13 protein-coding genes are annotated in these 13853 nt (G+C 70.6%); 11 read left to right on the forward strand and 2 right to left on the reverse strand.

Annotation, left to right across the window (positions count from 1 at the left end):
• Positions 1-120 precede the first annotated feature (120 nt).
• From ACYQ8Q_RS38600 to ACYQ8Q_RS38615, 4 genes are all read left to right on the forward strand, one after another.
• Positions 121-1107: an aldo/keto reductase gene (locus ACYQ8Q_RS38600; RefSeq protein ID WP_460071339.1), complete on the forward strand. Its 987-nt coding sequence runs from the start codon at positions 121-123 to the stop codon at positions 1105-1107.
• A 36-nt stretch (positions 1108-1143) separates the two neighbouring features.
• Positions 1144-1716, forward strand: a complete 573-nt coding sequence (locus ACYQ8Q_RS38605; RefSeq protein ID WP_358983822.1) for a TetR/AcrR family transcriptional regulator — start codon at positions 1144-1146, stop codon at positions 1714-1716.
• A gap of 117 nt (positions 1717-1833) precedes the next feature.
• Positions 1834-3012 carry an acyl-CoA dehydrogenase family protein gene (locus tag ACYQ8Q_RS38610; protein ID WP_460071340.1) on the forward strand — a complete coding sequence of 393 codons (1179 nt, stop codon included), beginning with the start codon at positions 1834-1836 and terminating at the stop codon, positions 3010-3012.
• A 2-nt stretch (positions 3013-3014) separates the two neighbouring features.
• Positions 3015-3773: an SDR family NAD(P)-dependent oxidoreductase gene (locus ACYQ8Q_RS38615; protein ID WP_460073664.1), complete on the forward strand. Its 759-nt coding sequence runs from the start codon at positions 3015-3017 to the stop codon at positions 3771-3773.
• A gap of 15 nt (positions 3774-3788) precedes the next feature.
• On the opposite strand, the gene ACYQ8Q_RS38620 is transcribed toward ACYQ8Q_RS38615, so the two are convergent.
• On the reverse strand, positions 3789-4574 hold the full coding sequence (locus ACYQ8Q_RS38620; RefSeq protein WP_460071341.1) for a GntR family transcriptional regulator: 786 nt from the start codon (positions 4572-4574) through the stop codon (positions 3789-3791).
• Positions 4575-4948: 374 nt separating this feature from the next.
• Here ACYQ8Q_RS38620 and ACYQ8Q_RS38625 point away from each other — a divergent pair, with 374 nt between their 5' ends.
• The 7 genes from ACYQ8Q_RS38625 to ACYQ8Q_RS38655 all read left to right on the forward strand — a co-directional run bounded on the left by ACYQ8Q_RS38625 (position 4949) and on the right by ACYQ8Q_RS38655 (position 12755).
• Positions 4949-5965 (forward strand): sugar ABC transporter substrate-binding protein, encoded by a 1017-nt coding sequence (locus tag ACYQ8Q_RS38625; RefSeq protein WP_460071342.1) that lies wholly within the window; start codon positions 4949-4951, stop codon positions 5963-5965.
• Positions 5965-7041 carry an ABC transporter permease gene (locus tag ACYQ8Q_RS38630; RefSeq protein WP_460073666.1) on the forward strand — a complete coding sequence of 359 codons (1077 nt, stop codon included), beginning with the start codon at positions 5965-5967 and terminating at the stop codon, positions 7039-7041. The genes ACYQ8Q_RS38625 and ACYQ8Q_RS38630 overlap by 1 nt, the downstream gene beginning before the upstream one ends.
• A gap of 5 nt (positions 7042-7046) precedes the next feature.
• Positions 7047-7961 carry an ATP-binding cassette domain-containing protein gene (locus ACYQ8Q_RS38635; protein ID WP_460071343.1) on the forward strand — a complete coding sequence of 305 codons (915 nt, stop codon included), beginning with the start codon at positions 7047-7049 and terminating at the stop codon, positions 7959-7961.
• 1 nt (position 7962) lies between these two features.
• On the forward strand, positions 7963-8865 hold the full coding sequence (locus tag ACYQ8Q_RS38640; RefSeq protein ID WP_460071344.1) for a sugar phosphate isomerase/epimerase family protein: 903 nt from the start codon (positions 7963-7965) through the stop codon (positions 8863-8865).
• A 144-nt stretch (positions 8866-9009) separates the two neighbouring features.
• On the forward strand, positions 9010-9183 hold the full coding sequence (locus ACYQ8Q_RS38645; protein ID WP_460071346.1) for a hypothetical protein: 174 nt from the start codon (positions 9010-9012) through the stop codon (positions 9181-9183).
• A gap of 147 nt (positions 9184-9330) precedes the next feature.
• The gene (locus tag ACYQ8Q_RS38650) at positions 9331-10134 is read left to right on the forward strand and encodes an SMODS-associated NUDIX domain-containing protein (protein WP_460071347.1); all 804 of its coding nucleotides are present in this window, start codon (positions 9331-9333) and stop codon (positions 10132-10134) included.
• The gene (locus ACYQ8Q_RS38655) at positions 10131-12755 is read left to right on the forward strand and encodes an aminoglycoside phosphotransferase family protein (RefSeq protein WP_460071348.1); all 2625 of its coding nucleotides are present in this window, start codon (positions 10131-10133) and stop codon (positions 12753-12755) included. Before ACYQ8Q_RS38650 ends, ACYQ8Q_RS38655 begins: the two co-directional genes overlap by 4 nt.
• 76 nt (positions 12756-12831) lie before the next feature.
• Here the strand turns inward: ACYQ8Q_RS38655 and ACYQ8Q_RS38660 are convergent, their stop codons facing one another.
• Positions 12832-13836, reverse strand: a complete 1005-nt coding sequence (locus ACYQ8Q_RS38660; protein ID WP_460071349.1) for a Gfo/Idh/MocA family protein — start codon at positions 13834-13836, stop codon at positions 12832-12834.
• Between the last annotated feature and the right edge of the window lie 17 nt (positions 13837-13853).

Here is a 13853-nt window from a genome sequence, read left to right on the forward strand (position 1 = left end):
ACCCGAAGCATGCGGCCGGCCTGCGCGTAAAAGCCTTGCGCTGAAGCGCACTTCAAGCTGAAGACTCCTCTTCGAGCCGGGCCGCCCACGGGCTCGGCCGACGAAGCGAGAGGAGTCGCCGTGAAGTACCGCACCCTCGGCACCGACCCCGCCACCCGGCGTGAGGTCAGTGTGCTCGCGCTCGGCGCGATGCTGTTCGGGTCGGTGACCGACGAGGGGACGTCGTTCGCGATCCTCGACCGTTACGTCGAGGCCGGCGGCAACTTCGTCGACACCTCCGACAACTACGCGTTCTGGGTCGACGGCGGGCAGGGCGGCCAGAGCGAGGAGCTGCTCGGCCGGTGGCGGCGCAGCCGGGGCGTCGGCGACGAGATCGTCTTCGCCACCAAGCTCGGCGCCCGCCCGCTCGCCCCCGGCACCGGCTACACCGACAACCCCGAGGGGCTCTCGGCGAAGGTGATCCGCGAGTCCGCCGAACGCAGCCGGGAACGCCTTGGGGTGGGGAGGCTGGATCTGCTCTACGCCCACATCGACGACCACACCGTGCCGCAGCGCGAGACGGTCGAGGCGTTCGCGGAACTCGTCGCCGAGGGCACGGTCGGTCTGCTCGGGGTGAGCAACCAGGCGATGTGGCGCGTGGAGCGGGCCCGTGCCCTCGCCGCCGCGGCCGGTCTGCCCGGCTACGAGGTGCTCCAGTACCAGCACAGTCATCTGCGCCCGCGCACCGACATCCCCGACGACCTCTTCCCGGACGGCGGCCTCGGGCACGCCGGCGCGGAACTCCTCGGCTATCTGCGGGCCGAGCCCGCGCTGACCCTGGTCGCGTACTCCCCGCTGCTCAGGGGGGCGTACACCCGGCCGGACCGGCCGCTGCCCGCGGACTACGACCACCCGGGGACCCCGGCCCGGCTCGCCGCGCTGCGGGAGGTGGCGCGCGAGACCGGGGCCACCGTGAACCAGGTCGTCCTGGCCTGGCAGTCGGGCGGCGAGCTGCCGATCGTTCCGCTGGCCGGCGCGTCCTCCCTGGCGCAACTGGAGGAGAACCTCGCCGCCATGGACCTGGAACTGACCGAGGAACAGCGGGACCGGCTGGACACCGTGCACTGATGACCGGGTAGTAACAAAGGGGGCTAACCTGAGATCATGCCGTCCACCCGCCGCACCGCCCGACAGGCCGACCTGCTGGAACGACTTGTCGCGCTGCTCACGGCGGAAGGGTTCTCCGCCCTCACCCTCGACGACCTCGCCGAGCGGCTGCGCTGCTCCAAGACCACGCTCTACCAGCTCGCCCGCAGCAAGCAGGGCCTGGTCGTCGAGGCGGTCAAGCACTACTTCCGCGGTGCGACGGAGGCCGTGGAGAAGCGGGTGGCGCAGACCGTGGACCCCTCGGACCGGGTCCGGGTGTACCTCACCACCGTGGCCGAACAGCTGCGCCCGCTCTCCCGCGCCTTCCTCGACGACGTGGCGGACTTCCCGCCCGCCCGCGAGGTGTACGAGGCCAATACGCGGATGGCCGCGGAGCGGGTCCGGCAGCTGATCGCCGAGGGGGTCTCCGGCGGTGCCTTCCGGGACGTGCACACCGCGTTCGTCGGGGAGGTCGCCGCGGCGACCATGCGCCAGATCCAGCAGGGCGAGCTGAAGACGCGCACCGGGCTGACCGACGCGGAGGCCTACGAGCAGCTCGCCTCGCTGATCGTGCACGCCGTCTCGTCCTGATCCGACTGATCCGATCCCCCGTTCCGGGGTGCTTCGGCATGCCAGCGTGCCGTACTGTGAATGATACGTTCGTACGCACTTCAGTATCATTTCCAGTACTACTCCGGGGAGGTCACCATGCCTGCCACTCGCGCCCTGCCGACCGGGGAGGCCGTGGAGCTCATCCAGCTCACGCGTACCCTCGCCGCCAAGGAGCTCGCTCCCCGGGTCGCCGACGCGGAGGCGGACGGGGCGTTCCCCAGGGACGCGTTCCGCACCCTCGGCCGCAGCGGCCTGCTCGGTCTGCCGTTCGCCGAGGAGGACGGCGGGGCGGGACAGCCGTACGAGGTCTATCTCCAGGTGCTGGAGGAGGTCGCCGCCGTCTGGTCCAGCGTCGCCGTGGGCATCTCCGTGCACGCCCTGTCCTGCTTCCCGCTCGCCCGCTTCGGCACCGCGGAGCAGCGGCGCGCATGGCTGCCGGACATGCTCGGCGGGGAACTGCTCGGCGCGTACTGCCTGTCCGAGCCGCACGCCGGCTCCGACCCGGCGGCCATGCGGACCCGCGCCGTGCGCGACGGCGACACCTATGTGCTGAACGGCGCGAAGGCCTGGACCACCCACGGCGGACACGCCGACTTCTACACGGTCATGGCCCGCACCTCCGAGGACCGCAGCCACGGCATCTCCTGCTTCCTCGTCCCGGCGGACACCCCGGGGCTCAGCGCCGACCCGCCGGAGCGCAAGATGGGGCTGACCGGTTCGGCCACCGCCACCATGCGGCTGGACGACGTCCGGGTGCCGGCCGGCCGGCTCATCGGGGAGGAGGGGCAGGGGCTGAGGATCGCGCTCGCCTCCCTCGACCACGGCCGGCTCGGCATCGCCGCCGTGGCCTGCGGGCTCGCCCAGGGCGCCCTCGACCACGCGGTGCGCTACGCCCGGGAGCGGGAGACCTTCGGCAAGCCGATCATCGAGCACCAGGGGCTGGCGTTCGTGCTGGCCGACATGGGCGCCGCGATCGAGTCGGCGCGGGCCACCACACTGTCCGCCGCGCGGCTGAAGGACCTCGGTCTGCCCTTCACACGCGAGGCGTCGATCGCCAAACTCGTGGCCACGGACAACGCCATGAAGGTGACCACGGACGCCGTGCAGGTCCTCGGGGGGTACGGCTACACCCGCGACTTCCCCGTCGAGCGCTACATGCGCGAGGCCAAGGTCATGCAGATCTTCGAAGGAACCAACCAGATCCAGCGCATGATCATCTCCCGTGCGCTGGACCGTAACGACGGCGGTGTGCTCACCGCCCTCGGCAAGGAGTGATGATGCAGCTCGCCCACACCGCCGCCCTCGTCACCGGCGGTGCCTCCGGCCTCGGCGCGGCCACCGCGAAGGCCCTCGCCGAGCGCGGCGCGCAGGTGTTCGCCCTCGACCTCAAGGACGGCGTCGACCGGGCCCCCGAGGTCGACGGCGTCACCTACGTCCCGACCGACGTCACCGACCCCGAGCAGGTCCGTGCCGCCGTCGCCGCCGCGGCGGACGCCGGGGTCCCGCTGCGCACGGTCGTCAACTGCGCCGGCATCGGCCCGTCCGCGCGGATCCTCGGCAGGAAGGGCGTCCACGACCTCGCCCTGTACGCCAAGGTGATCCAGATCAACCTGATCGGCACCTTCAACGTGCTCGCGCTCGCCTCCGAGGCCATCGCCGCCACCGAGGCCGACGAGCACGGCCAGCGCGGCGTCATCGTCAACACCGCGTCGATCGCCGCGTACGACGGCCAGATCGGCCAGGCCGCCTACTCCTCCTCCAAGGGGGGCGTCGTCGGCCTGACCCTGCCCGCCGCGCGTGACCTGGCGCAGTACGGCATCCGGGTGTGCACCATCGCCCCGGGCATCGTGGAGACGCCCATGCTGGCCACCGTCTCCGAGGAGTACCGGGCGGGCCTCGCGGCCGGGGTGCCCTTCCCGCAGCGGCTGGCGCGGCCCGAGGAGTACGCGCAGCTCGCCCTGTCGATCATCGACCACGACTACCTCAACGGAGAGATCATCCGCATGGACGGCGCCCTGCGGATGGCCCCGAAGTAGCCGCGAGCCGGCTCCTCAGCCCCTGACCAGCAGCTGGAAGTCGAACGCGTACCGGGACGCACGGTAGATGTGCGTCCCGTACTCGACCGGCCGGCCGGTGTCGTCGTACGCCGTGCGCTGCATGGTCAGCAGGGCCGCGCCCGTCTCCTCGCCGAGCAGCCCGGCCTCCTCGGCGGTGGCCGCGCGGGCGCCGACGGTCTGCCGGGCGCTGTGCAGGGTGATGCCCGTCGCGCGCATCAGGTGGTACAGGCCGGTCGCCTCCAGCCGCTCCGTGTCCAGGTCGAACAGGGCCGGGGGCAGGTAGTTGCACAGATGCGCCACCGGCTCGCCGTGCGCCGAGCGCAGCCGCTCCAGCCGGGTGACCTCGGCGCCCTCCGCGATCCCGAGGGCGGCCGCCACATCGGCGCCCGCGGGGACCCGTTCGTTGCGCAGGACGTGCGTGGTGGGTCCCTGCCCGGCCGCCTCCAGGTCGTCGTAGAGGCTGCTGAGCTCCAGCGGCCGTTTGACCTGGCTGTGCACGACCTGCGTGCCGACGCCCCGGCGGCGCACCAGCAGCCCCTTGTCGACCAGGGACTGGATCGCCTGGCGGACCGTGGGGCGGGACAGACCGAGCCGGGTCGACAGGTCGATCTCGTTGCCCAGGAGGTTGCCCGGGGCGAGCGCGCCGTGCTCGATCGCCGACTCCAGCTGCTGGGCGAGCTGGTAGTAGAGCGGTACCGGGCTGGACCGGTCGAGCGCGAAGGGCAGCCCGTCCAGGGCCGAGCCGGCCACCGCGCGGGTACGTTCACCGGTCTTCGCCATGAAGGGCACCTCCTGTGTCGGCCGCACAGCGGATCGTCCGTGCCGGTGTGCGGGGGATGATGATCGGCTCCTAGGGTGATCGGGGGTCCGGTGTCTCCAAGGTGTAGGTCCCGGTGACCTCCGCTGTCAATGGTTTGTTCTTACATTCGGACCTTGTCCTGAGATGATGTCTTAACAAAGTATTGACAGCGGGCCATACAGGGGATTTGATCCCGTCCCAGTAGTGCACGGGCCGAGTCCAGACATCGAACAGAAAACGAACACTCGCGGACCCGGCCCCCTGGCCCCACCCTGAGCAGTAGCGGGCCTTGATCCCAGAGATCCCTTCTCCCTTTCCCGGTCGTTCTCCCGTCGCACAGTGAGGTGCAGGAAAGATGGACAGCTCTTCGCCCCGTTCCCGCAGAATCGCCCCGGTCGTGGCCATGGCCGCGGCAGTGGCCCTGACCCTGGCGGGCTGCTCCAGCAGCTCCGGTGGCAAGAAGGCCGAGGAGAGCGCGGACGGCGCCTCGGCGGGCAAGGCGAGCACCCCGCAGATGACGGTGGCGCTGGTGACGCACCAGTCGCCCGGCGACACCTTCTGGGACATCGTCCGCAAGGGCGCCGAGGCCGCGGCGGCCAAGGACAACGTCAAGCTCGTCTACTCCGCGGACCCGAACGCGGGCAACCAGTCCAACCTGGTCCAGAACGCCATCGACCAGAAGGTCGACGGCATCGCCATCACCCTCGCCAAGCCCGACGCCCTCAAGGACGTCGTCGCCAAGGCGAAGGCCGCGAACATCCCCGTCGTCGGCCTCAACTCCGGTGTGAGCGAGTGGCAGAAGCTCGGTCTGATGGAGTTCTTCGGCCAGGACGAGACCGTCGCCGGTGAGGCGCTCGGCAAGCGGCTCAACGAGGAAGGCGCCAAGAAGGCCGTCTGTGTCATCCAGGAGCAGGGCAACATCGGCCTGACCCAGCGGTGCGACGGGGTGAAGAAGACCTTCTCGGGCACCACCGAGGTGCTGAACGTCAACGGCACCGACATGCCGTCGGTGAAGTCCACGATCACCGCCAAGCTCACCCAGGACAAGTCCATCGACTACGTCGTCACGCTCGGCGCCCCCTTCGCCCTGACGGCCGTCCAGTCCGCCTCCGACGCCGGCTCCAAGGCGAAGATCGCCACCTTCGACCTCAACAAGGACCTGACCGGAGCCATCAGCAAGGGCACCATCCAGTTCGCCGTCGACCAGCAGCCCTACCTCCAGGGCTACCTGGCGATCGACTCGCTGTGGCTCTACAAGAACAACGGCAACTACATGGGCGGCGGCGAGGCTCCGGTGCTGACCGGTCCGGCCTTCGTCGACAAGACCAACGTCGACAAGGTCGCCGCGTTCGCCGCGAAGGGCACCCGGTGATCAGTATGACCCACCACGCCGAGCCGGCGGTGAGCTCACCGCCGGCCCCCGGCCCGAAGGAGACGGACGGCCGGACCGCCCGACGTCCCCTTGCCCTGCGGCTGTTGGCCCGCCCCGAGGTGGGTGTCTTCCTCGGTGCCGTCGCGGTCTATGTCTTCTTCCTCATCGCGGCCCCGCCGGTGCGCGAGGCCGGCTCGATGGCCAACATCCTCTACCAGTCGTCCACCATCGGGATCATGGCGCTGCCCGTGGCCCTGCTGATGATCGGCGGCGAGTTCGACCTGTCCGCCGGCGTCGCCGTGATCACCTCGGCGCTCACCGCGAGCATGCTCGCCTACCAGCTGAGCATGAACGTCTGGGTCGGTGTGGTCGTCGCGCTCGCGGTCTCCCTCGCCATCGGCTTCCTCAACGGCTGGATGGTGGTGAAGACGGGGCTGCCCAGCTTCCTCATCACCCTCGGCACCTTCCTGATCCTCCAGGGCGCCAACCTCGCGGTGACCAAGCTGGTCACCACCAACGTGGCCACCGACGACATCAGCGACATGGAGGGCTTCGACCAGGCGAAGAAGATCTTCGCCTCGTCCTTCGACATCGGCGGTGTCGAAGTGAAGATCACGATCTTCTACTGGCTGGCCTTCGCCGCCCTCGCCACCTGGGTGCTGCTGCGCACCCGGTACGGCAACTGGATCTTCGCGGTCGGCGGCAACAAGGACAGCGCGCGGGCGGTCGGCGTGCCCGTCACGTTCACCAAGATCTCCCTGTTCATGCTGGTCGGCTTCGGCGCCTGGTTCATCGGCATGCACCAGCTCTTCACCTTCAACACCGTGCAGTCCGGCGAGGGTGTCGGCCAGGAGCTGATCTACATCTCCGCGGCCGTGATCGGCGGCTGTCTGCTGACCGGCGGCGCCGGCAGCGCGATCGGCCCGGTCTTCGGCGCCTTCATGTTCGGCATGGTGCAGCAGGGCATCGTCTACGCCGGCTGGAACCCCGACTGGTTCAAGGCATTCCTCGGCGTGATGCTGCTCGGCGCCGTCCTGATCAACTTGTGGGTCAGCCGCACGGCGACCCGGAGGTGACCCCCATGACATCCACCAACGGAACCGGCACCCACGGGGCGGTCATCGCGGACACCGCCGACCAGGCGGACGGGGCGATCGTCGCACTGCGAGGCGCGGGCAAGGCCTACGGCAACATCCGCGCCCTGCACGGCGTGGACCTGAAGGTGTACCCCGGCAAGGTGACCTGCGTCCTCGGCGACAACGGCGCCGGCAAGTCCACCCTCATCAAGATCATCTCGGGGCTGCACCAGCACACCGAGGGCGAGTTCCTCGTCGACGGCGCCCCGGTGCGCTTCACCACCCCGCGCGAGGCCCTCGACAAGGGCATCGCCACGGTCTACCAGGACCTCGCGGTGGTCCCGCTGATGCCGGTGTGGCGCAACTTCTTCCTCGGCTCCGAGATGACCAAGGGCCCCTGGCCCGTGCGCCGCCTCGACATCGAGAAGATGAAGAAGACCGCCGACGAGGAACTGCGCAACATGGGCATCGTCCTCGACGACCTGGAACAGCCCATCGGCACGCTGTCCGGCGGCCAGCGCCAGTGCGTGGCCATCGCCCGCGCCGTCTACTTCGGCGCCCGGGTGCTGATCCTGGACGAGCCCACCGCCGCCCTCGGCGTCAAGCAGTCCGGTGTGGTGCTGAAGTACATCGCCGCCGCCCGCGACCGCGGCCTCGGCGTCATCTTCATCACCCACAACCCGCACCACGCCTACATGGTCGGCGACCACTTCAGCGTGCTGCGCCTGGGCACCCTGGAACTCTCCGCCGACCGCAGCGAGGTCAGCCTCGAGGAGCTGACCAACCACATGGCCGGCGGCGCCGAACTCGCGGCCCTCAAGCACGAGTTGTCCCAGGTCCGCGGTGTCGACGTGGAGGAGCTGCCGGAAGAGGCGGACCTCACCGCCCCGGTGGCGGGCGGCGGCGAGGGGAAGTCCTGAGATGACCGCACCCCTGGACCGCATCCGGGTCGGCTCCGCCCCCGACTCCTGGGGCGTGTGGTTCCCCGACGACCCGCGGCAGGTGCCGTGGGAACGCTTCCTGGACGAGGTCTCCGAGGCGGGCTACTCCTGGATCGAACTCGGCCCGTACGGCTATCTGCCCACCGACCCGGCCCGGCTCACCGACGAGGTGGCCCGGCGGAACCTGAAGGTCTCGGCCGGCACGGTCTTCACCGGGCTGCACCGCGGGCCGTCCGTATGGGAGTCCACCTGGGAGCACGTGAGCCAGGTGGCCGCGCTCACCCAGGCGATGGGCGCCGGGCATCTCGTCGTCATCCCGTCCTTCTGGCGCGACGACAAGACCGCGGAGATCCTGGAGCCGCCGGAGCTGACGGCCGAGCAGTGGGCCCATCTCACCAAGGGCATGGAGAGGCTGGGCCACGAGGTCAAGGAGACGTACGGTCTCGACATCGTCGTCCATCCGCACGCCGACACCCACGTCGACACCGAGGAGCACGTCGAGCGCTTCCTGGACTCCACCGACGGCGAACTGGTCAACCTCTGCCTGGACACGGGGCACTACGCCTACTGCGGCGGCGACAGCGTCAAGCTGATCGAGACCTACGGCGAGCGCATCGGCTATCTGCACCTCAAGCAGGTCGACCCGGAGATCCTGGCCGCGGTGGTCCGGGACGAGGTGCCGTTCGGCCCGGCGGTGCAGCGCGGTGTGATGTGCGAACCGCCGGGCGGGGTGCCGGAGCTGGAGCCGGTGCTGGTCGCGGCCCAGAAGCTCGGTGTCGAGCTGTTCGCGATCGTCGAGCAGGACATGTACCCGTGCGAGCCGGACAAGCCGCTGCCGATCGCGGTGCGCACCCGGCAGTTCCTGCGCTCCTGCGGGGCGTGAGGAGCCTCGCGGCGACGGAAGTGACGTAGGCGACGGATGCCCCGGTGCGTTCTCACCGGGGCATCGTCGTTCCCGGAACCGGTGGCGCGTCGCCGACGTTGAAGAGGACGGAAGGTGTGCGAAGCCTTGGACGGGGAGGGTGAGATGCAGGAGGAACGGCAGGAAAGCACCGAGGAGGACCGGCGCAGGGTCCGGTTCGGGACGCTGCCCGAGCGGGTGCGCCCCGAGGACACGGTGGAGGAGCGCCCGGCCGCCCCGCGGGACCCGGCGCGCGACGCCTACGACCCGGACGACTGGCTGGTCCGCTACTGCCTGTGAGGGCGGCCCCGGTCGGGCCGTCGCCGACGCGGAGGGGCGGGCCGCTGACCGCCCCCGCCGCCTGAATCACCCGTTGGAGTGACGGCCGCCGAAGGGCGGTCCGCAAGGACACAGCCGCCGCTACGCTCCCCCGACGAGGGGGGCGCATTGCTCAAGGACATCATCATTCGCGTTGCCGCCACGGTGGCCGCGGCGTTATTCATCTACATCGTCAAGATGCTCTGGCAGAACCGGCGACACAAGCGGTTGCTTCTGCTGCTGTTCGTCCCGTGGCGGAGCACGCGGGTCTCGGTGGCCGCACTCCTGCGACTCCATGACGAGGACCGCTATGTCCTGTTCGACTCGCCCACGCGTCCGGGAGCCTTCGGCCCGCCCGGTGGAGTGATCAAGTATCACGAGACCGGCCGCGGCGAACTGGAGAAGCGGGGCTTCCGGTACGAGGAACGCAGTCAGGCGGTGATGCGGTGCGACCTACGGGGCTTCCTGCGAGCGAGGAGGGTGCCGCGGTTCGCAAGCTGGTTGCACGACGGCACCGGCCGTGAGTCGGCGACGGACTGTCTGCGCCGCGAACTCGCCGAGGAATCGGCCGAGGTGGGTCACCCCGAACTGGCTCCGCTCGCGGCCTCCGTCAACTTCACCCGCGTCCGCCGGGTGATCGACGGACCGCTGAAGGTGGCCGGGGCGCCGTACCAGCAGGTCCGCTTCCTCGAGGTGTACGACCTCGTGCTCGACCGGCCGGAAGCCGTGGAACTCAGGTCGTCGTTGCTGGCCCTGGCGGCCGATCCCGCGGACCGGCACGTCGTCGCGGTGGGCCGTGAGGGCATCGCCCTGGGCCGGGAGGGCGCGCACATGGTCCTGCCGCAGTCCGCGTTCCTGATCGGTGACAAGCGCCTCCGCGAGGACATCCAGCCGGTAGGGCGGCCGACGCCCGGACGGGCGGGAACTCCGTGAGCGAGGATCTGCCGGAGCTCCTCCACCAGCAGACGGCCGCGCTGAACTTCCCGTTCACCCCGGACCTTCTGGACCGGGTCGTGGCCTCCTGCCCGGGCCGCACGTTCCAGGAGCTGCTCGACGCCCGGACCGCGGTGAGCGCCTTGCCCGATGTCTGGAACGCTTCCTACAACCGACTCGACCCCGAGCGGGCCATCCCCGTCTGTCTCGCTGTGCGCAACGTCCTGCGACCGGGACCCGAGGTGGTCGGGACGCGTTTCGGCAGGCTGCGCTGGGACGCCACGTTCTTCCACGTGCATCTGTACCTGGCCGGGGCGTTGCAGGCGTACGCCACGGAACGGATGGCCCGGGGGCGCAGCCGTCTGGTCCGCCCCATGCTCGAGGAGGCCATCCGGTGCTGGGAGACGGTCGAGGCCGACGCGGACCGACTGCTGGCCCCCGAGAGCAAGGCCCGCCGCATCTGGCGTGGCAAGCGCGGCGTCACCCGGCTGTACCTGGCCCGCAACACCCGGCAGCCGTTCGATCTCCTGCGCAAAGCCCGTGCGGACCTGGAGTACGCCGAGGCGGAGGGAGACACCAGCCCGGGGCACTTCACGTTCCTGTTGGAGGTGCTCACCCGGCTGTCCGACGACCCGAAGGAGCTTCCCGAGCTCTGGGACGCGGCCGACGCCCTGATCGAACGGGCCGCCCTCCATGTCGTCGGCTCCTCCCGCTGGCTGGTCAACCTGGGCGAACACCGGCTCAAGAGGGCGCAGGCGCCGCACTGCCGCTCTGCCGACGGGCCCGACGTCCAGTCGGCCTCCGCGCTGTACGGGCAGCTGCGCGAGGACCTCATGCTGTCCGGCGGGGAGAACAGAGAGGCCAAGGTGGCCCTGGGCCGGGCCGCCCTGTACTACGCGAAGGTGGTGAAGCTCGCCGGCGGCTCGGACGACGAGGGCGTGATGCTCCTGCACGAGGCCAGGGACATGCTCACCAGCTGCCTCGGCGCGGACCCCGCCGACACCGGCGGCGAGGAGGAGGTCCAGGAGGTCTCCTCCGCGCGGGTCACCTGCCTGCTCGCCGAGGTCTGTCTGCGGCTGTTCTCGTTCACCCGAGCACCGGACCACCTCACGGAGGCGATCGACCGGTTCGAATCGCTCTCCGAGGACGACCAGGCCCCGGACAACCTGCACGGCCTGCTGGGCGAGGCCTACCTCTGGCGGGCCCGCACCGGCAGCGACGCGGACCTGCGCACCGCCCTCGAGTACAAGGCCCGCGCTCGTGACCTCGGTGACCCCAACCCCGGGAACTTCAGCGTGTCGGCCGCCGGCCACCATCAGCTGTGGCGGTCGACCGGTGCGCCCGAAGAACATGCCGCAGCGGTCGACCTCGCCGTCAAGGCCTGGAAGCTCGATCCCCACTGGCCCTGGCCCCTGATGCAACTCGCCGAATTCACCGCGGCACGGGCGCGGACCGCCGCACCGGCCGACGCGACGGAGGGGACGCCGAACCTCGGGGAAGAGGAGCACGCGGACCCGAAGGTGTCGGAGATCCTGCGCGCGGTCGGCGAGGGCGATCAGGCCTGGCTGTACCGGGAAGCCGCGTGGACGGCCGTCCACGCACAGCCCTTCCGCCAGGAGATCCTGGGGGGACGGTCGGACACCTTCGTACTCGACGATCCGCAGCGTCTGCTGTCGTCGACACTGGTGCTGAAGCCGACCAGCCGGGGCAAGGCCGAGGCGGAACGCGATCACCTGGCGTCTCTGCGGCGGTATCTGAAGGACACCAGGGCACCGGACTGGATGCTGTTGCCCGTGCCTCTGGCGACGGTCGAACTCCCCCGGGACTGGCCGAGCCTGCGCAAGCCCGCGCCGGACACGGCTCTGGCCTCCCGTCGCGCGGTGGGCCGCAGCCTGGCGGCGGCCATCGCGGACGCCTATGAAGGGCGGGGAGGTCACCCGCAGGCGTCGGTGTCCCGGGCGGTACGGTACCTGGCTCGCATCCACGCCTGGGCGGCGAACGAGTCGCGTGCACCAGGGCAGGACGCCGCCACGGCAACGGGGGCCTACGCAAGGGCCGCGGGCCAGCTGGCCAAGCGCGCGGGCCGGCTCGGCGTCTCGCGTCCCGACGCGCTCGGCGCGCGATGGCGCGCGGTGACGCCCGCGTCGCTTCCTCCGATTCCGGGCCGCGACGCGCACGCGGAGAACTGGCTGGTCACCGGCAACGGCAAGGTGGTCGCACTCGACCTCGAACCCCACGGTCACTTTCCCCTGCTCTACGAGGTGGTCCAGTTGCTCGAGGACCACGCCGCCCTGGACCTCAAGGAGAGCGACTGGCGGGAACGTGAGGTGTTGTGCCACCTGTATCTGGACGAGCTGGCGGCTCTCGGGCACCCGGTGACGGTCACCGACGTCGACGTGCTCCCCGCCTACCAGTCCTTCGCTCTGGTGAGGGCGGTGTTCCTGAGGGAGCACCTGTCGGAGAGCGCGGCGGCCGACTCCTCCGCGTCGACGGGTTCGCGCCGCTGGGCGCAGAGGCGGCTGGCCCACGCGCACGCCCTGATGCAGCGCTGTGAGGAGACGGCAGCCGCAGCAGGGCTGCGAAGCCTGGCGGTGGAGCTGAGGGGCTTCCTCGACGGCTGACAGCAGGTCTGCGCCCTCTTCCGTCCCGAGAGCGCAGACCTGGCTTCCCGCCCGACGTCCCGCCGGAGCGCGTCCGTCAGGAGGCGCGCACCTCCGCGATCGTCACCGGCCGGTGCTCGTGCAGCGAGAGCGTGCAGGCCTCGGCGATCCAGCCCGCCTCCAGGGCGTCCTCGATCGTGCAGGGCGAGGGCCGGGTGCCGGCGACGACCTCGGTGAACGCGGTCAGCTCGGCGCGGTAGGCCGCCGTGAAGCGGTCCATGAAGAAGTCGTGCGGGGTGCCCGCCGGGAAGGTGACCCCGGGCTCCACCGAGCGCAGCGGCAGCTTGTCCTCCAGGCCCACGGCGATGGAGTCCGTGAAGCCGTGGATCTCCATGCGGACGTCGTAACCACGGGCGTTGTGACGGGAGTTGGAGATCACGGCGATCGTTCCGTCGTCGAGGGTGAGCAGCGCGCCGGTGGTGTCGGCGTCGCCGGCCTCCTTGATGTAGTCGGCGCCCCGGTTGCCGCCCACCGCGTACACCTCGGTCACCTCACGGCCCGTCACCCAGCGGATGATGTCGAAGTCGTGGACCGAACAGTCGCGGAAGATGCCCCCGGAGGCGGCGACGTAGGCGGCCGGCGGCGGCGCCGGGTCCAGGGTGGTCGAGCGGACGGTGTGCAGCTTGCCCAGCTCACCCGACCGCACGGCGGCCCGCGCGGCGACGAACCCGGCGTCGAAGCGGCGGTTGTAGCCGATCTGGATCGGCACGTCCTTGCCCTGGACGGCCTTGAGGACCTCGACGCCCTCGCTCATGGTCTTCGCGACGGGCTTCTCGCAGAAGACGGGGATGCCCGCCTCGACACCGGCGAGGATCAGCGCGGGGTGGGCGTCGGTCGCGGCGGCGACGACGATGCCGTCCACACCGGCGGCCAGCAGGGCCTCGGGCGAGTCCACGACCTCGGCCCCGAACCGCTCGGCGGCGGCCTTGGCGGCCTCCGCGAACGGGTCGGTCACGACGAGCGACTCGACGGCGTCGAGTCCGGAGAGGGTCTCGGCGTGGAAGGCGCCGATGCGGCCGAGGCCGAGGATTCCGATGCGCATGGGGGTGCAGCTCCTTG

It is taken from the genome of Streptomyces sp. YKOK-I1 (assembly GCF_054660435.1).